Source organism: Kribbella sp. NPDC054772, from assembly GCF_053611945.1.
Map to the genome: position 1 here is coordinate 503,742 of NZ_JBSHBJ010000001.1, position 17,072 is coordinate 520,813.

Genomic DNA, 17,072 nt, shown 5'->3' on the forward strand with positions numbered 1-17,072 from the left:
GGTGCGCCCCCCAACCCCCTGGGGGTGGGGGGGCCCCGCCCCCGCGCCCCCCCGGCCCCCCCCCCCCCCCCGGGGGGGGGTGCTCCCACCCCGGCGCCGGGCCGGCCTGCTGATGGTCGCGCCCGCCGTGCTGCACGCACTGATCTGGATCGGCATCCCGCTGGTCGCCGCGGTGGTACTGAGCTTCACGTCGTACGACGTGCTGACGCCGCCGCGGTTCGTCGGGCTGGAGAATTTCCGCGACCTGCTGTCCGACAACGTTTTCCGGCGGGCGGTGCTGAACACCAGCATCTACACGTTCTTCACGGTTCCGGTGGCGATGTCGATCGCACTGCTGATCGCGCTGATGCTGAACACCAAGCTGAAGGGCCGGGCGATCTTCCGGACCGCGATCTTCATCCCGCAGGTGACCGCGACGATCGCGGTCGCGCTGGTCTGGCTGTGGATCTACGACCCGCGCAGTGGACTGGCCAACGCCATACTGTCCTTCCTCGGACTGGACGGGCCGGCCTGGCTGTCGTCCACCGACTGGGCGATGCCGGCGGTGATCGTGGTCGGGATCTGGCAAGGCATCGGGCTGAAGATGCTGATCTATCTGGCCGCGCTGCAGAGTCTGCCGACCGACCTGTACGAGGCGGCATCGGTGGACGGCGCCTCCAAGGTCCGGCAGTTCTTCAGCCTGACCGTGCCGTTGCTGCGGCCGGCCACGTTCTTCGTCTTCGTGACGTCGGTGATCGGCGCGTTCCAGTCGTTCGACCAGGTGTACATCCTGACCGACGGCGGACCGGCGAACAGCACGACGATGATGACGTACGAGATCTACAAGTCCGCGTTCCGGGAGTTCCGGATGGGGTACGCCTGCGCGCAGAGCCTGGTGCTGTTCGCGCTGCTCCTCGTCCTGACCCTGCTGAACCGGCGGATCACCGGAGGTGACCGTGCCACCCGCTGAGGTTCTCACCGAGCAACACCCTCGGGTCCGTACGGGCCGGAAGTCGACGGTCCGCCCCAGCACACGACGGCGGGTCAGTCCCGGCCGGATCGCGTTGTACCTGACCTTGACCGCGATCGCCCTGGTGATGATCGTGCCGTTCGTCTGGATGCTGCTCACGTCGCTGAAGACGCCGGGCGACATCGCCGCCGTACCGCCGAAACTGTTTCCGACGAAATGGGCATTCGGAAACTACGCGGACGCGTTGCACGCAGCGCCGTTCGCGACGTACGCGCGGAACAGTTTCGTGATCGCCGCGAGTCATACGCTGCTGAACGTGGTGATCGCGTCGATGGCCGGGTATGCGCTGGCGCGACTGCGGTTCCGGGGCAGCTCGCTGATCTTCCTCGGGTTCGTCGGTGCGCTGATGATTCCGACGTACACGAAGATCCTGCCGGAGTTCCTGATCGTGCGGTTCATGCCGTTGTTCGGCGGGAACGACATCACCGGGCAGGGCGGCACCGGGTGGCTGGACACCTGGTGGGCGCTGATCATCCCGGGCGCCGTGAGTCCGTTTTCCGTGTTCCTGTTCCGGCAGTTCTACCTGGACCTGCCGGTCGAACTCGAGGAGGCCGCGCGGCTGGACGGCCTCGGTGAGCTGGGCATCTACGCGCGGATCATGACGCCGCTGGTGAAGCCCGCGTTCATCACCGTCGCGCTGCTCACCTTCGAAGGTTCCTGGAACAACTTCCTCTGGCCGCTGCTGGTGACCAAGAGCGACAGCCTGCGCGTGATCCAGGTCGGGTTGTCGGTGTTCCGGACCGAGAACGACACGCAGTGGGCGTTCCTGATGGCCGGAACCACGCTGGCCACCGTTCCGATGGTGGTGCTGTTCCTGATCGGGCAGCGGTACTTCGTCCAAGGGTTCGCGAACGCGGGCATCAAATGACATACATCGAAAGGACACCTCTTATGACCGGGGAACTGCAGGGCACGCGGGCGCTGGTGACCGGAGCCGGGCACGGTATCGGCCGCGGGATCGCGCTCGGGCTGGCCGCGGCCGGGGCCGACGTCGTGGTGCACTACGGAAAGTCCGCCGCCGAGGCCGCGCAGACCGTTTCCGCCATCGAGGAACTCGGCCGGAAAGCGATCGCGGTCGGCGCCGACGTCACAAGCACGGCGGAGGTGAACCGGCTGCTGGACGAGACGGCCGGTTTCCTCGGCGGACTCGACGTCCTGGTGTGCAACGCCGGCCACCTGATCGGCCGGGTCAAGGTCGAGGAGATGACCGACGAGCACTTCCAGCAGGTCGTCGACGTGAACCTCGGCGCGACGTTCCGGACGACGCGGGCCGCGATCCCGCACCTCGCGCAGTCGGCGAACCCGCGGATCATCACGATGGCGTCGCTGGCCGCGCACAACGGCGGCGGCCCCGGCTCGGTGGTCTACGCCGCTGCGAAGGCTGGGGTCCGCGGTTTCACCAAGGGCCTGGCGAAGGAGCTCGGGTCGCCCGGGATCACGGTCAACTCGGTCGCTCCGGGATATATCGCGGAAACGGCGTTCCACCAGACGTTCTCGACCGCCGTGGCGCAGGCGAACATGGTCGCCGGTACGCCGATCGGTCGCGCCGGACAGGTCGAGGACGTGGCGAACGCGGTCCGGTTCCTCGCGCTGCCGTCCTCGGGGTACCTGACCGGGATCACCATCGACATCGACGGTGGCACGTGGCCCCGCTGACCGGAAAACCGCCGACGGAACGCGGTGGCTGGTGGCACCAGTACGTGTGTCCGGCACACGGTGTCGAACTCGAGCACGTCGGCTTCGATTCCGGAAAGTTTCCGGATGGCGGAGTGCCGTGCGCGTACGGGTGCCGGATCGACACGCCCGCGGTCCGGGGCGCCTGGACTGTGCTCGCCCATCATTTCTGGGCACGGCGCATCCGGCTGCTCTCGTACGACGGGGGTGGGGCGGACCTGCTCACGTCGTACGCGCGGCTGTATCTGGAGCTCACGAAGGCGGGGGAGCACGAGCAGGCGCAGGGGTGGATGCAGCGCGGCCGGCTGTTCCACCAGGCGCTCACCGATGCCGTGTGGGGGGTGCCGATCGCGCACTCGATCCTGAACCTTGCCGAGCGGTCCGGGTCGGCCGAGCTGGCCGAGACGCTGCCGATGCTCGACGACATGGTCGCCGGGGCCCGGCGAGCGCGGGACGCGATGGTTGCCCAGGACAAGTTCTCGTCGAACTACACGGCGTGGTTCAACGCGCTGGGTACGACGGCGAGTCAGGCGGCCGCTGCCGTTCGGGGCGAGACCTGGGACGGCGCGAAGGAGTGGTTGACCGGTGAGCACGGGCAGTTCGCGCACCTCGAGGTCGCGACCGGCGAGGATGGCCTGGAATGGGAAGCCAGCACGTACTACCACGGCTTCGTCCTGCGGGCGTACCTGCTGAGCCTGCGCGGCTTCGACCCCGCCGCCGCTCCCGAGCGGCTCGGCCGGATGATCGGCGCGCTGGCCGGGCTCGCCACCGACGGCGGCATCCTGCCGGCTCTCCACGATGGTCCGTACCAGCGGATCCCGCTGGCGCTGGAGTGGCTGGAGATCGCCGCGCTGGCCAGGCAGTTCACGTCCGCACACGGTCTCGACGCGGTCGCGGCACGCGCCCTCGCGGAGGTCGGGGACGGGTACGACGGCCTGGAGGACAAGTTCACCGGCTGGTTCGCCGGGGAGCCACGGTCGGATGCGCTGTCGCCTGAGCCCGTGAGCTCGTCGTACGCGGTGGTCCGGGTCGGTGGCATCCACGCGGTCCTCGACCACGGGCCGCACGGCGGTTCGCACGGTCACCACGACAAGCTCGCGCTTTATCTGTACGGCGTGGACACGCCGTGGCAGCCGGATCCGGGACAGGTCCCGTACGGCCATGCCGAGTGGCGCCGCCACTACAAGTCCGTCACCTCCCACCCGACCATCCGCATCGACGATCTCGAACCCGCTGAGGCGACCGGAGTGCTCACCCAGGACGCAACGTCGGTGACGGCCACGGTCGACGGTTGGTACGACGGCGTGCGGGCAACGCGGCAACTGATTTCCGGTAACGGTTTCCTGATCGACGTGGTCTGGGTGACGGCGGATCGCGAGCGCGAGATCGTGCTCCAGTTCCGGCCGGATGTCGACCTCGCGGTGCAGGTCGGGCCGGACGCGTTCCGGACGACGTGGGCCGGAGACGAAACGCTGTACGGCTACCACCGTGGAGACGGCGTTCCGGTGACGCGACCCGGGCCTGGCCCGGCCGACGACCCGCAGCGAACCCGCACCTGGGTGGACTGGACGGTGGTCGGGACGACGGCGACTTTCCGTTCCGTGTACTCGACCACGCCGATCGACGGAAACCTCGAGGACGTGATTTCCGATGTATGACGAGCGGCTCGACGTACTCCGTGCCGGTCTCGACGGGCGGTACGCGGCGCAGTGGCGGCGGCTGCGCGAGCAGTGCGACTGGTACCGGACGCAGACCCCGCCCACCGAGCACCCGTCGGCGAGCATCACGTTCTTCGGTCCGGCGGCGGCGAACCTCGCGCTCGCCTACCGCCTGACCGGCAACGAGGGCTACCGCGCCGAGGCGGCGCGGTGGATCTCGGCCGCGATCGGGTTCCCGCACTGGGGCAAGGCGCACATGCCCGACCACGACCTCGACGCCGGGTGGTTGCTGCACGGTCTGTCGCTCGCGTCGGCCTGGCTGGGCGAGGACTTCGAGCTCGCGAAGGAGCTGCGGGCGAAGCTGGAGCTGCAAGGTTCCCGGTTGTACGAGTTCGCCGTCGAGTCCGAGGGCTCGTGGTGGAGTTCGTCGTACTGGCAGAACCACAACTGGATCTGCTACACCGGCCTCGCCGCCGCCGGGTACGCGCTCGGGCGTACCGAGTGGACCCAGCGGGCGAAGACGAACTTCGCGACCGTGATCGAAATGCTGCCGGCCGACGGGTCGGACATGGAAGGCGTCGTCTACTGGCGGTACGGCGTTCCGTGGCTCGCGACGTACCTGGATCTGCTGCAGGATCAGGAACGCCTCGACTGGTGGCAGCGCTGCGCGTTCCTCGCGAACACGTTTTCCTACCGGCTGCAGCAATGCGCGCCAGGATTCGAGGAAAACATCGACCACGGCGACTGCCACGATCGGCGGAGTGGTCACAGCGTCGCGCTGTACCGGAAACTGGCCGCCGCGTACCGGATCGGCGAAGCGCAGTGGCTCGCCGACCTGGTGTCCGAACGATTTTTCTGGCGTGAGGCGTACGCGAGCGGCGTCAAACCCGGCGTGATGCCGGAGGCGTACCTGGAGATGCTCTGGTACGACGACTCGCTGCCGCCGGTCGATCCCGCGAAGAATGCTCCGCTGTCGGCGTACTTTCCGGACCTCGGTCTGGTCACGGCGCGGACCGGATGGGACGACGAGGCCACCATGGTGTCGTTCAAGGCCGCGCCGGGTGGTGGGCATCAGGCGTGGGAGACGTCGCATCAGCTGGACCGCGAACGCGGGTGGGACACGCTGAGCGCCGGACATCATCACCCCGACGCGGGATCGTTCGTGCTCACGTCGCGGGGCGCGTTCCTGGCGGTGGACGAGGGGTACAGCAACCGCAAGCGCGCCGGCGACCACAACCTGATCCTGGTCGACGGGTTCGGTTACGCCGACGAGGATCGCTACCACGTCTACAAGGGGATCCCGTACGAGCGGCAGGCGCGGATGGTCGACGTCCACGCGGTCGACGGGATGGCGCACGCGACGGCACAGATCGCTGTGATGTACCCGGCCGAGCTCGGGATCACGCGGCTCGACCGGACACTGGTCTTCACCCCCGCGGGCCGCATTGTCCTGCTCGACCGCTGCGCCGCCGACTCTCCCCGGGACTGGACCCTCCTGCTGCACGCCGACTGGCCGATCGAGTACGGCAAGGAAATCGCGCTCCGTTCCGGTTCCGCGCAGGCCTGGGTCCGGCTGCACACCCCGCTGACGGTCGAGTCCGCCGTCACCGAGGTGGAGGCCAACCCCACCTCGAGTACGCCGAGCCTCCGCCTGACTCGGACGATGCACACCCTGCGCGCGACCGCCGAGCAGTCCTCGATCGCGACGCTCCTCACGACGATCGAGCCGACCTCTTCTCTGCACCCGTCACCACCGACCGCCCGCCGGCTCACGCTCGCGCGCGGCCACGGGATCGCCTTCGACGGAGAAACCGTTCTGTTGCCGGACGACGACGGAATGATCGAGGACGAGCAGGCGAAGGCCGTGATCCAGACCGCGGACCGGAGGATCACGGTATGACCAGGAAAGCGCTGGACTGGTTGGGCTGGATTGCCAGTCCGGCGCTTTCCGGGGCGGCGTTCGTGCTGCTGTGCCTGGGGATCGTCACCTGGTTGCCGGCGCTGGCCGCGGTCGGGTTCGCCCTCAACCGGTGGCGGACCGACGGGGACACGCGCTGCTTCGCCGGAGTGTTCGCCGGATGGCGCAAGTACTGGCGCCCGCTGCTCCCGCACTCAATCATCATGACCATTGCCGCAGTGGTTGCTGCCAGCAACCTGTCGTTCCTGTCCGGTCGTTCCGGGCCGCTCGTCGTGACGCTCTTCATGATCCACGTCGGCCTGATCGCCGCCGCGGTCACATACCACATCGCCCTCGCTGTCGCCGCCGGCCGGAACCCGTCCGGGTCAGCCGCCGAGTGGCGCCGTACCGCCTTCCAACTCGCCTTCACCTCCGTCCCCCGAGGCACCGCACTCCTCGGCGCCGCGATCGCCGCGCCGGTGTTCTCACTCCCGATTCCGGCAGGCCCGCTGCTTCTCGGCACCACCGTCCCGGTCCTGGTCGGTCTGCTCGTCGCCGACCGCGCCTAGCCCCACTCCGCAGACTTTCCGCCCCGCAGATTCTCCAGTCCGCAGACTCTCCACTCCACAGACTTTCCGTTCCGACAACGGACGTTCCGTCTCCGACAGGACGTTCCGTTCTGGCCGGATGCTCTGTTCCGGCCGTGCACAGTCCGTTTCTGACCGCCCTATCAGGAGGACCACCATGTTCAGAGCCGTCCCGATTCTGCTGCTCGGCGCCGCGCTCGCGCTGCCCGCCGTACCGGCGCACGCCGCGACCGACTACTACGTCTCGACCACCGGCAGCGACAGCAACTCCGGTACGTCGTCCGGTACGCCGTTCGCGACCATCCAGAAAGCCCTCGACACCGCTCCGCGCGGGGCGACCGTACATCTTGCCTCTGGCACCTATCTGCAGGATGCGGTGACCATCCGATCGGGAGTGACGGTCACCGGACCGTCGAGCGCGGTGGTGAAAGGTGCGGGGAACTCACGGATCTTCCAGGTCCAGCACGACGGCATGACGCTGGACGGATTCACGATCGACGGCTTGTTCGGCTCGTCGAGCAGCAAGTCCGGGTACCGGGACAAGCTGGTGTACGTGATGAGCACGTCGCCTGGTGACGGCGTGGGCACACTGACGATCCGGAACATGCGGTTGAAGAACGCCGGCGGCGAGTGTCTGCGGCTCCGGTACCTGGTCACGAACGCCGACGTACACGACAACACGATCGGCCCGTGCGGCGTGTACGACTTCAAGTTCAACGACGGCGGGAAGAACGGCGAGGGGATCTACCTCGGCACCGCGCCGGAACAGCAGGGCCAGAACGGCGCGCCGGACGCACAGCCGGACCGCAGCCGGAACAACCACATCCACGACAACACGATCGCGACGTACGGCAACGAGTGCGTGGACGTGAAGGAGAACTCGACCGCGAACACGGTCGAGCACAACGACTGCAGCCAGCAGCAGGACTCGAGCTCGGGCGGCCTGGATGCCCGCGGCAACGGAAACACTTTCCGGTACAACACCCTGCACGACAACGTCGGCGCCGGTGTCCGCCTCGGCGGCGACACGGAAACCGATGGCGTGGACAACAACGTCTACGGAAACACCATCACGAACAACGGCTCCGGCGGTATCAAGTTCATGCGCACGCCGCAGGGCCAGGTCTGCGGGAACACGATGTCCGGCAACACCGGCGGAAACTCGGTCGGAACGTACGGCGCCGACTTCACCCCGACAGCAGCCTGCTGATGGGTACGCCGTCCCGCCGCGCGATCCTCGGCGGCACAGCGGCCGGTGCGGTTGGCAGCGTCCTCGGCGCGGTCCCCGGAACGCCGGCGTTTGCCGCCGACGACGGTGCAGTCGGCAACGTAGCTGCGACGCCGCGCCGGTGGGTCACGACCTGGGCGACCGCACAGACCGCTCCGACCCCCACTGACCCGGACGCCACCAACGGATTCACCGACACCACGATCCGGAACACTTTCCGGCTTTCCGCGGGTGGCGGTCCGATCCGGCTGCGATTCGCGAATCCCTTCGGAACGGCCCCCGTCGTTGTCGGTCCGGTGAGTGCGGCCTCGGCTCAGGCCGGTGGTGAGCGCCGGGTGCTGTTCGGCGGCGAAGAACAGGTCGTACTGGCCTCCGGGGCGACTGTCGTGAGCGATCCGGTCACGGTCGTCGTACCCGACGGCGGGGATCTCACGGTGAGCATGTACTTGCCAGGACCCACCGGCCCCGTCAGCTTTCACCGGAACGTGCATGCGACCGGAGCGATCGGGGACCGGCCGACGAAGTCGGTGTTCCTGCTCAACGGAATCGACGTTCCGGCGAACGGGCGCTCGACGCTCGCGATCCTCGGCGACTCGATCACCGAAGGCGTCGGGACCCCCGATGATGCCAACCTGCGCTGGCCCGATCAGTACGCCGCGCGTTTCCCCCGGCGACCGGCCGTGGCGAACCTCGGAATCAGCGGAAACCGCCTGCTGCTGGACGATGCCCGCTTCGGCCCGGGCGGTCAGTCACGCTTCGACCGCGACGTACTCGGCCTGCCGAACCTGCAGACACTGATCGTTTTCCTCGGCATCAACGACATCCAGCAGCCACCGAGTCAGATCGATCCGGCGCGGATTCTGCAGGGGTACGAGCAACTCGTCCGCCGCGCCCACGACCATGAGCTCGCCGTGATCGGCGCGACGATCGGCCCGTTCAAGGGCTGGATCCGCTACACCGAAGCCCTCGACCACGTGCGCAACGACGTCAACGCCGTACTCCGGCAAGGCCGCCCGTTCGACCGTCTCCTCGACGTCGACGCGGCGGTCCGCGACCCGGCCGACCCGGCTCAGCTCCGGCCCGCGTTCAACAGCGGCGACGGCCTGCACCCGAATCCGGCCGGCGTGCAGGCCATCGCCCTCGCTCTCTGAGAGGACCTCCATGTCAGACCTCCCCGTCCACCGGCGCCCCGTCCAGAGGCGCACCGTCCTCGGCGGCGTGATCGGCGGAACCGCCCTGCTCGCCCTCTCGACGCCGACGTGGGCCAACGCATCCACCGACACCACGGCTACCGGGTCCACCGATACGACCACCGTCACCTCGATCGACGAGCTCCGCCTGCGCTGGCAGACGCTGCTCACCGGCGGTCCCACCGTCGACCCGACCGACCCGGACCTGGCCGTCGCGATCGCCCGCGTCGACCGCCTCGCCATATCCGCCCTCGCCACCCTCGACCGCTCCGCGAACCGCACCACCCTCTGGCCGGACCTCGCGAGTACAACGCTTTCCAACCACGTTGCCTCGAATTTCCGTCGCATCAAGCAGATCGCCGTCGCGTGGGCGACGAACGGGTCGGCGTACCAAGGAAACAGTTCCGTTGCCGACGACATCCGTGGTGCGCTCGAGTGGATGCACACCAACCGCTACAGCCCGACGCTGCCGCGGTACGACAACGACTACGACTGGGAGATCGGTGGCGCTTCTGCCTTCGCCGACACCTTGGTCCTGCTGTACGACGTGATTCCGGCCGACCTGCGGACGACGTACACGCAGGCGATCGACTACTACACGCCCGACCCGAACCTCTGGCGCGCCGACCGGCAGATCGCGACCGGCGCGAACCGGGTCTGGATCGCGACCGTAGTGGCGACCCGGGCGGTCCTCGACGGCGATACCGCCGCGCTGGTCCGCGTCCGCGACGCGATCAGCGACGTCGAGGGCGGCGGCGCGAACAGCGTGCTCGCCTTCAACGACGCCCCCGGCCGCGTCGACGGAACCGGCGAGGGGTTCTACAGCGACGGCTCGTTCCTTCAGCACTACAAGCACCCCTACAACGGTGGGTACGGCAAGGAACTGCTCGGCACGCTGTCGTCGCTGCTCTACCTGCTCGGCGGCACCGACTGGGCCGTCACCGATACGGATCTCGAGAACATCTACGGCTGGGTCAACGACGCGTTCGACCCGCTGATCGCGCGGGGCGACATGATGGGTTCGGTCTGCGGTCGCGAGATCGCCCGGCCGAGCAAGCAGAACCACGCGGCGACGCAGACCATCATCGAGGGCACCCTGCGGCTGATTCCGGCGGCGCCCGCCGCACATGCCACGCAACTCACCGCACTGGTCAAACAGTGGATTTCCGAGGACACGTTCCGGAATTTCCTGACCGTGACAGATCCGGCCTCGCTGGTCGCGGCACGCACGATCCTCACCTCGTCCGCGCCGGCTCGCGGTCCGCTCGTCCTGCACAAGCAGTACCCGCTGATGGACAAGGTCGCGCACCACCGGCCGGCCTTCACGATCGGGTTGAGCGCGTACTCGTCGCGGATCTACAACTACGAATCGATCCAGACCGAGAACCTGCACGGCTGGCACCTGTCCGACGGCATGGTCCTGCTGTACGACGACGACCTCGGTCACTACTCGGGCGACTACTGGCCGACGGTCGACCCGTACCGGTTGCCAGGGACAACGATCGACACCCGGCGGCTGGCGGATTCCTACGGTTTCCGCAGTACCAGCGAGGCCGACTGGGTCGGCGGAACGGCGATTCCGGGACGGACGATCGGTGCCTACGGCATGGACCTTCGCGGGTACGGAACCGACCTGCGCGCCTTGAAGAGCTGGTTCCTGATCGACGATGTGATGGTCTGCCTCGGTTCGGACATCACCGGTGCCGGAACGGTCGAGACGATCATCGAGAACCGCAAGCTGCGCACCGGCGACGAGACCTTCACCGCGGCGCCGGGCTGGTGCCATCTCGACGGAACCGGTGGCTACGTTTTCCCGGATCGCACACCGATCCAGACGCTGCGCGAGGACCGGACCGCGACGTGGCGCGAGATCAACCTGAAGTACGGGACCGACGACTCGATCACCCGGACCTACCAAACCATGTGGTACGCCCACGGGACGGCGCCGGCCGGGCAGGGCTATTACTACGTGCAGCTGCCGACCGCGTCGCTCGAACAGACGAAGACGTTTGCCGGCAAGCTACCCGTGTCCAAGCTGCGGAGCGACAACACGGCGCACGCGGTTCGGCTGCACAGCGTCCTGGCAGCCAACTTCTGGTCGGCGGGCACCGTTGCCGAACTGACGGCCGACGGCGCGGCCTCGGTCGTCGTGGCAGGTGGGACGGTCGCGATTTCGGATCCGACGCACACGCGTCCGTCGGTCACCGTCGATCTCGACAAGCCCGGTCTGCGCCTGGTGAGCGCTGACGACGGCGTCACGGTCAGCCGGCGAGGCAGCGGTTGGCGCGTCGTCGTCGACACCACGAACCGCCGCGGGGCCACCGCCACCGCGACCTTCCGCTGAGACGCCGAGCCCCATTGGGCTCACCGCGGCCCGGCGGAATGACCGAGAAATGCTGAATCACCGGAGTTTCCGGAATTACTGAGAGGAATCCGAATGCTGGTCGACATGCCCTTGGACCGGTTGCGGGAGTACCGGCCGCAGCCGGAGGAGCCCGCGGACTTCGACGCGTTCTGGAAACAGACGCTCGACGACGCGGCCGGTCATCCGATCGACGCCCGGTTCACGCCGTACGACGCGCGTCTGGCGACCGTCGAGGTCCAGGACGTCACGTTCAGCGGGTGGGCAGGTCAGCCGGTGAAGGCGTGGCTGCTCCTGCCACGCCATCGCAGTGGCCCGCTGCCCGCGGTCGTCCAGTACATCGGGTACAACGGCGGCCGGGGGATCCCGTACGAGTGGCTGACCTGGAGCGCCGCCGGGTACGCGCACCTGATCATGGACAACCGCGGTCAGGGCGGCGGCGGAAAGACCGTCGCGGACACCCCGGACATCGCGCCGGACGGACACGGCTCTTCGGCACCGGGTTTCCTGACGCACGGAATCGAGGACCCGGCGAAGCACTACTACCGCCGGCTGATCACGGACGCGGTCCGCGCGGTGGACGCGGCGAAGAGCAGCCCGGACGTGGACAGCGATCGGGTTGCGGTGATCGGTGGCAGCCAGGGCGGCGGGCTCGCGCTCGCGGTCGCCGGATTGCGTGACGACCTGTCCGCGGCGATTTCCGACGTACCGTTCCTGTGTCATTTCCGGCGCGCGTCGCAGATCACCGACAACGGCCCGTACGCCGAGATCGCGCGCTGGCTGAAGGGTCACCGGTTCGAGACGGAAACCGCGATCGGAACGTTGTCCTACTTCGACGCGGTGAACTTCGCCGCCCGCGCGACCTGTCCGGCGTGGTTCTCGGTCGCGCTGATGGACAACATCTGCCCGCCGTCCACGGTCTTCGCGGCCTACGACCGGTACGCCGGAGAGGCGCAGCTCGAGGTGTTCACCTACAACGGGCACGAAGGCGGCGCGGAGTACGACCTGCCGCGCAAGCTCAGTGCGCTCGCTTCCGTCTTCGGCCCCGGTGCCTGAACCGGAGCACGCTCCACAGGATCAGTACCGGCAACCAGAGCGCGAGTAGCCAGGGAATCCGCCACCAGCCGGAGCCGCCGAGCTCCGGCTGGTCGGTGGCGACCAACGGCCGCGCCGAGGTCGACCACGCCAGGAAAGCGTCGCCGATCGGCACTGCACCGAACAGGTACCGCTTCGTCGTCAGCCCGGTGAACGGCAACCCGACCAGCTCACCCGTCCGCGACAGCCGATCCGCCAGCGGATCCTGGTGCACCCGCGCCGCGCCCATCGCGACCACGGTCGCGGACAGACTCATCCCGAACACCAGCGGCCCGGAGTCGACGTCGCCCGGACCGCTGTGGCCCTTCGGATACTCCCGGACCCCGAGGCCCGTGACGAACTTGTCCTTGAAGATCTCGTACTGCGCCTGCGCGAACGTCGGATCGATGTCCACCAGGAACCGCTGGATCATCGCCTGCGACGAACCCCGCGCGCCGGAAACCTGCGGAACGACCTGATGCGGCAGCAGCCCGGTGTCCGGATCCAGTTTCGCCTTCGCGTTGGTCACCCAGTTCCTGGCGATCTGCCCGAAGCGTGGCGCGACCAACGCGTCGTACAGGCGGAGCGACGCGATCGCGACGACCGAGTCGACCGGCCAGGCCTGCCCCGGGTACGCCGCGAGGAACGGCGTGTTCGCGGTCCGGAAAGCGGTGGCGATCGCGACCGACTTACTGGTGAACGCGTCGCGCTCGGCGGCGGTTGACTGACCGAGGGCGATCAGGCCGCCGCGCAGCCAGTTCGTCCAGCCGGCGTAGAAGACGCCGTACGCCGGCTGCAAGGACTCGTCGAACGGCGCCGTACCTTCCGCGCCGGTGATCCGGTCGAGTGCCCAGCGGACCTCGGCAGTCGCGTCGGCCGACCGGGCCGGGTCATCGACGCCGACCTGGACCCAGCTGAGTCCGTACAGCACGTTCAGGAAGAAGTAGCCTTCCGGAAACTGTTTCTGCGCGGACCGATCGGCCCCGTTCTCGATCTCGGCACGCAGGAACGTCAACTGCTTCACCACGCCACGGGTGGGATCGGTCCACGGGAGAATCAGCCGAGCGGTGCCCACCCCCGCCACCACTGTGGCGATCACCGCCACGCCGATCACGAACTTGCGCAGCACCCGCATCAATCTAGAGGGTCTTCGGCAACCAGCGGCGGACGAACGGGTGACTATCCGGAGACTGGACATCGCGTGGGCGGGGGAGTTCAGGTCCCGAGCGTCGACTCCCGGGTGATCAGGCGAGTGGGCAGCTCCTGCGGTCCGGGGTGTGTGCGGCCGCCGATGGCGTCGAGCAGCAGGTTGGCGGTGTGCCGGCCGAGCTCCTCGAGCCGCATGTCGATCGTGGTGAGCGGCGGCCGGCTCGCCAGCGCCATCACCGGCCAGTTGTCGTACCCGGTGACCGCGATGTCGTACGGCACCGAGCGGCCGAGCTCGCGGAGCCGATCACACACGCCGCGGGCGATCTGATCGCTGCCGCAGGTGATCGCTTCGACGTCGGGCTGCGTGCGGAGCAGGAGGTCGACCGCGTGCCGGCCCCATCGCTCGCTCCACTCACCGTGCAGCGGCTCGCCGATGAGCGCGTCGCCGGCCGCCCTCACGGTCGCCTCGGCGCGGACCCGGGCGCTGTGGTGCGAGTCCGGCCCGGTGACATGCGCGATCCGCTCGCGCCCGAGCGACAACAGGTGCCGCACGGTTGAGGCCGCGCCGCCGTGGTCGTCGACGATCAGCGACGTGTCGTCCGGATCGGTCGAGGGACTGAATGCGTAGATGACGGGGATCGGTACGTCGATCGGCGCCCGTGGCTCGGTCCGCCGGCCGGTGACGATGATGCCGTCCACCCGCCGGGCCAGCAGCGACTTCACGTAGTGCTGCTCGCGGAGCGGGTCGTCGCGGGTGTCGCACAGCACGAGCGCCATTTCACCCGCGCTCAGCGCGTCCTCGGCGCCGAGCATGATCGGGATGCTGAAGCGGCCCGAGCTGTCGGTGGTGATCAGGCCCACCGTGAAACTGCGACCGGACGCCAGCGCGCGACCGCGGCTGTCCGGTGTGAAGCCGAGCGTCTCGGCCGCTTCCAGCACCCGCAGCCGGGTCGCCTCCTTGAGCTGGCCGGTGTTGTTCAGCGCCTTCGACGCCGTGCTCGCCGCGACGCCGGCCAAGGCCGCGACGTCCTTGATGCCGACCGTTCGGGCCGTCCGTGGGGCCATGGCAACTCCTTTCCTGAAGTTTCCGGCACAGTACCCCAACCCGCCCGGGCGCTCCCGAAGTTATCCACAGCCAGGGGTTGACCTGGCGATCCCGGCTCTCTACCTTCGTGCAGGAAAACGTGTTCCGGATTTTCCTAACTCAGGAGTCACGCGCTATGAGTGCATCCTCCGAAACCTCTGTCGCCCCCGCCGCCACGACGAGGGGCCGCCGGCGTCCCCTCGGACTCGGCGAGGTCACCATCACCGGCGGGTTCTGGGCGCCGCGGCAGGCCCGCAACGGCGCCGAAGCGATCCCCAGCGGCCAGGACCAGCTCGAGAAAGCCGGAAACCTGCACAACCTACGGCTCGCCGCGGGCATCGGCGAGGGCGAGGCGATCGGCCCGATCTTCGCCGACTCCGACGTCTACAAGTGGCTCGAGGCAGCCGCCTGGGAGTACGGCCGGAATCCCGACGACGAACTGCTGCAGCGCATCCGCGACCTGACCACGGTCGTCGCGGCCGCGCAGCGCGACGACGGGTACCTCGACTCGGTGGTCCAACTCCGGTACGGCGACAAGGGCCGCTACCAGCAACTCGTCTGGAGTCACGAGCACTACTGCGCCGGCCACCTGATCCAGGCCGCGGTCGCGCAGGTCCGCTGCACCGGCGACCGGGCCCTGCTCGACGTCGCGATCAAGCTCGCCGACCACCTGAGGGCGACCTTCGGCGACGACAAGACCGTCGACGTCGACGGCCACCCGGTGATCGAGATGGCGCTCGTCGAGCTGTATCGAGAAACCGGTACGGCGGCGTACCTCGAGCTCGCGCGGTGGTTCGTGGAAGCGCGCGGACACGGGATCATCGAGCGGCACGGGCACTCGCCGGCGTACTTCTCCGACCGGGTCCCGGTCCGCGAGGCGACGTCGGTCGAGGGGCACTCGGTCCGCGCCGTGTACCTGGCCGCCGGTGCGGCCGATGTCGCGCTGGAGACCGGCGACACGGAGCTGCTCGACGCCTTGAAGGTCCAGTTCGACCACATGTGGTCGACCAAGACCTATGTCACCGGCGGTCTCGGCGCGCGCTGGGAGGGCGAGGCGTTCGGCGACGAGTACGAGTTGCCGCCGGACCGTGCGTACGCGGAAACGTGTGCGGCGATCGGCGGAATCCAGTGGGCCTGGCGGATGCTGCTCGCGACGGGCACGGCGTCGTACGCCGACGCGATCGAGCGGATGCTCTACAACGGTTTCCTGGCCGGTGTCTCGCTTTCCGGAACGGAATACTTCTACGTCAATCCGCTGCAGCTGCGCGGGGCGGCGTACCCGGACACCGGGCGGAGTCCGGCGCACGGGCGGCGCGGGTGGTTCGACTGCGCGTGCTGCCCGCCGAACATCATGCGCACGCTGGCGAGCCTGGACGGCTACCTCGCGACGACCACCGACGACGCGGTGCAGATCCACCAGTACGCCGCCGGCGTGATCAAGGCCGGCGACGTCGAACTGCGCGTCGAGACCAACTATCCGTGGGAAGGCGCCGTCCGGATCACCGCTGACGCGCCGGCTGCCGTCGAGCTGCGGATTCCGGCGTGGGCCGACGGTGCCACGCTCAACGGGCAGCCGGTCGCAGCCGGCGAATACGCTCGCGCGGAGGGGCAGGAGTTCGACCTGCAACTGCCGCTCGACACCCGGTTCGTCGGGGCTGATCCGCGGATCGACGCCGTGCGTGGGTGCGTCGCGATGGAGCGCGGCCCGTTGGTGTACGCGGTCGAGCAGGTGGACAACACGGCGAACGTCGACGACCTGCATCTGTTGCCCGAGGCACCGGTTTCCGCGGCCGCGGAACTGCTCGACGGCGTGACCGTGGTCAAGGCCCGCGGAAAGTCCGGAACCGGGCACCGGGAGGGCTGGCCGTTCACTCCGGAGTCCGGTGACTCGACCGGCGACGAGGTCGAGGTGGTCGCGGTGCCGTACTACGCATGGGCCAACCGGGACATCGGCGCGATGCGCGTCTGGCTGCCCAGGGCCTGACGATGCTCACCCGGCGGAAGTTCATCGGCCTGGCGGCCGCTGCGACCACGGCCGGCTTCGCGTCCAGCTGCAGCTCGGTCCGGGACGGAACCAACATCCCCTGCCCGGGGTTGAGGGAGGGGGCCACCCGCACCGCGGCAGTGGTGGGGCGGGGGGCGCCCCCGGTCCGGGTGTAC

At 68.6% G+C, this 17,072-nt stretch carries 13 protein-coding genes; 11 read left to right on the forward strand and 2 right to left on the reverse strand.

Annotated features, from left to right (window positions below; genetic code table 11):
• The first annotated feature begins 79 nt into the window (after positions 1-79).
• The 10 genes from ACWGID_RS02530 to ACWGID_RS02575 all read left to right on the forward strand — a co-directional run bounded on the left by ACWGID_RS02530 (position 80) and on the right by ACWGID_RS02575 (position 12,661).
• Positions 80-949 carry a carbohydrate ABC transporter permease gene (locus tag ACWGID_RS02530; protein WP_452193690.1) on the forward strand — a complete coding sequence of 290 codons (870 nt, stop codon included), beginning with the start codon at positions 80-82 and terminating at the stop codon, positions 947-949.
• Complete coding sequence (locus tag ACWGID_RS02535) at positions 930-1,877, forward strand: carbohydrate ABC transporter permease (protein ID WP_452193692.1); 948 nt, start codon at positions 930-932, stop codon at positions 1,875-1,877. The genes ACWGID_RS02530 and ACWGID_RS02535 overlap by 20 nt, the downstream gene beginning before the upstream one ends.
• A 23-nt stretch (positions 1,878-1,900) precedes the next feature.
• Positions 1,901-2,665, forward strand: coding sequence for an SDR family NAD(P)-dependent oxidoreductase (locus ACWGID_RS02540; protein WP_452193694.1), 765 nt, complete (start codon positions 1,901-1,903; stop codon positions 2,663-2,665).
• A complete protein-coding gene (locus ACWGID_RS02545) occupies positions 2,653-4,341 on the forward strand; it encodes a heparinase II/III domain-containing protein (RefSeq protein ID WP_452193696.1) in 1,689 nt (562 codons plus the stop codon). Before ACWGID_RS02540 ends, ACWGID_RS02545 begins: the two co-directional genes overlap by 13 nt.
• Positions 4,334-6,241, forward strand: coding sequence for a hypothetical protein (locus tag ACWGID_RS02550; protein ID WP_452193698.1), 1,908 nt, complete (start codon positions 4,334-4,336; stop codon positions 6,239-6,241). The genes ACWGID_RS02545 and ACWGID_RS02550 overlap by 8 nt, the downstream gene beginning before the upstream one ends.
• Positions 6,238-6,807: a DUF624 domain-containing protein gene (locus ACWGID_RS02555; RefSeq protein ID WP_452193700.1), complete on the forward strand. Its 570-nt coding sequence runs from the start codon at positions 6,238-6,240 to the stop codon at positions 6,805-6,807. Before ACWGID_RS02550 ends, ACWGID_RS02555 begins: the two co-directional genes overlap by 4 nt.
• 175 nt (positions 6,808-6,982) lie before the next feature.
• The gene (locus ACWGID_RS02560) at positions 6,983-8,035 is read left to right on the forward strand and encodes a DUF1565 domain-containing protein (RefSeq protein ID WP_452193702.1); all 1,053 of its coding nucleotides are present in this window, start codon (positions 6,983-6,985) and stop codon (positions 8,033-8,035) included.
• Positions 8,035-9,204: a GDSL-type esterase/lipase family protein gene (locus ACWGID_RS02565; protein ID WP_452193704.1), complete on the forward strand. Its 1,170-nt coding sequence runs from the start codon at positions 8,035-8,037 to the stop codon at positions 9,202-9,204. Before ACWGID_RS02560 ends, ACWGID_RS02565 begins: the two co-directional genes overlap by 1 nt.
• 10 nt (positions 9,205-9,214) lie before the next feature.
• Positions 9,215-11,587, forward strand: coding sequence for a polysaccharide lyase 8 family protein (locus ACWGID_RS02570; RefSeq protein WP_452193706.1), 2,373 nt, complete (start codon positions 9,215-9,217; stop codon positions 11,585-11,587).
• 93 nt (positions 11,588-11,680) lie between these two features.
• Entirely contained in the window at positions 11,681-12,661 is a 981-nt protein-coding gene (locus tag ACWGID_RS02575) for an acetylxylan esterase (RefSeq protein ID WP_452193708.1), read from the forward strand.
• On the opposite strand, the gene ACWGID_RS02580 is transcribed toward ACWGID_RS02575, so the two are convergent.
• Together ACWGID_RS02580 and ACWGID_RS02585 are read right to left on the reverse strand one after the other, a co-directional pair.
• Entirely contained in the window at positions 12,624-13,808 is a 1,185-nt protein-coding gene (locus ACWGID_RS02580; protein ID WP_452193709.1) for a hypothetical protein, read from the reverse strand. The two genes, ACWGID_RS02575 and ACWGID_RS02580, sit on opposite strands and share 38 nt — an antisense overlap.
• An 86-nt stretch (positions 13,809-13,894) precedes the next feature.
• On the reverse strand, positions 13,895-14,893 hold the full coding sequence (locus ACWGID_RS02585; protein WP_452193710.1) for a LacI family DNA-binding transcriptional regulator: 999 nt from the start codon (positions 14,891-14,893) through the stop codon (positions 13,895-13,897).
• Positions 14,894-15,048: 155 nt separating this feature from the next.
• On the opposite strand from ACWGID_RS02585, the gene ACWGID_RS02590 reads away from it, so the two are divergent.
• The gene (locus tag ACWGID_RS02590; RefSeq protein ID WP_452193711.1) at positions 15,049-16,896 is read left to right on the forward strand and encodes a glycoside hydrolase family 127 protein; all 1,848 of its coding nucleotides are present in this window, start codon (positions 15,049-15,051) and stop codon (positions 16,894-16,896) included.
• Positions 16,897-17,072: the final 176 nt, after the last annotated feature.

Coding starts and splice junctions, on each gene's coding strand:
- ACWGID_RS02540 (WP_452193694.1), top strand. CDS start 1,901: ATGACCGGGGAACTGCAGGGCACGCGGGCGCTGGTGACCGGAGCCGGG.
- ACWGID_RS02550 (WP_452193698.1), top strand. CDS start 4,334: ATGTATGACGAGCGGCTCGACGTACTCCGTGCCGGTCTCGACGGGCGG.
- ACWGID_RS02555 (WP_452193700.1), top strand. CDS start 6,238: ATGACCAGGAAAGCGCTGGACTGGTTGGGCTGGATTGCCAGTCCGGCG.
- ACWGID_RS02560 (WP_452193702.1), top strand. CDS start 6,983: ATGTTCAGAGCCGTCCCGATTCTGCTGCTCGGCGCCGCGCTCGCGCTG.
- ACWGID_RS02565 (WP_452193704.1), top strand. CDS start 8,035: ATGGGTACGCCGTCCCGCCGCGCGATCCTCGGCGGCACAGCGGCCGGT.
- ACWGID_RS02570 (WP_452193706.1), top strand. CDS start 9,215: ATGTCAGACCTCCCCGTCCACCGGCGCCCCGTCCAGAGGCGCACCGTC.
- ACWGID_RS02575 (WP_452193708.1), top strand. CDS start 11,681: ATGCTGGTCGACATGCCCTTGGACCGGTTGCGGGAGTACCGGCCGCAG.
- ACWGID_RS02585 (WP_452193710.1), bottom strand. CDS start 14,893: ATGGCCCCACGGACGGCCCGAACGGTCGGCATCAAGGACGTCGCGGCC.
- ACWGID_RS02590 (WP_452193711.1), top strand. CDS start 15,049: ATGAGTGCATCCTCCGAAACCTCTGTCGCCCCCGCCGCCACGACGAGG.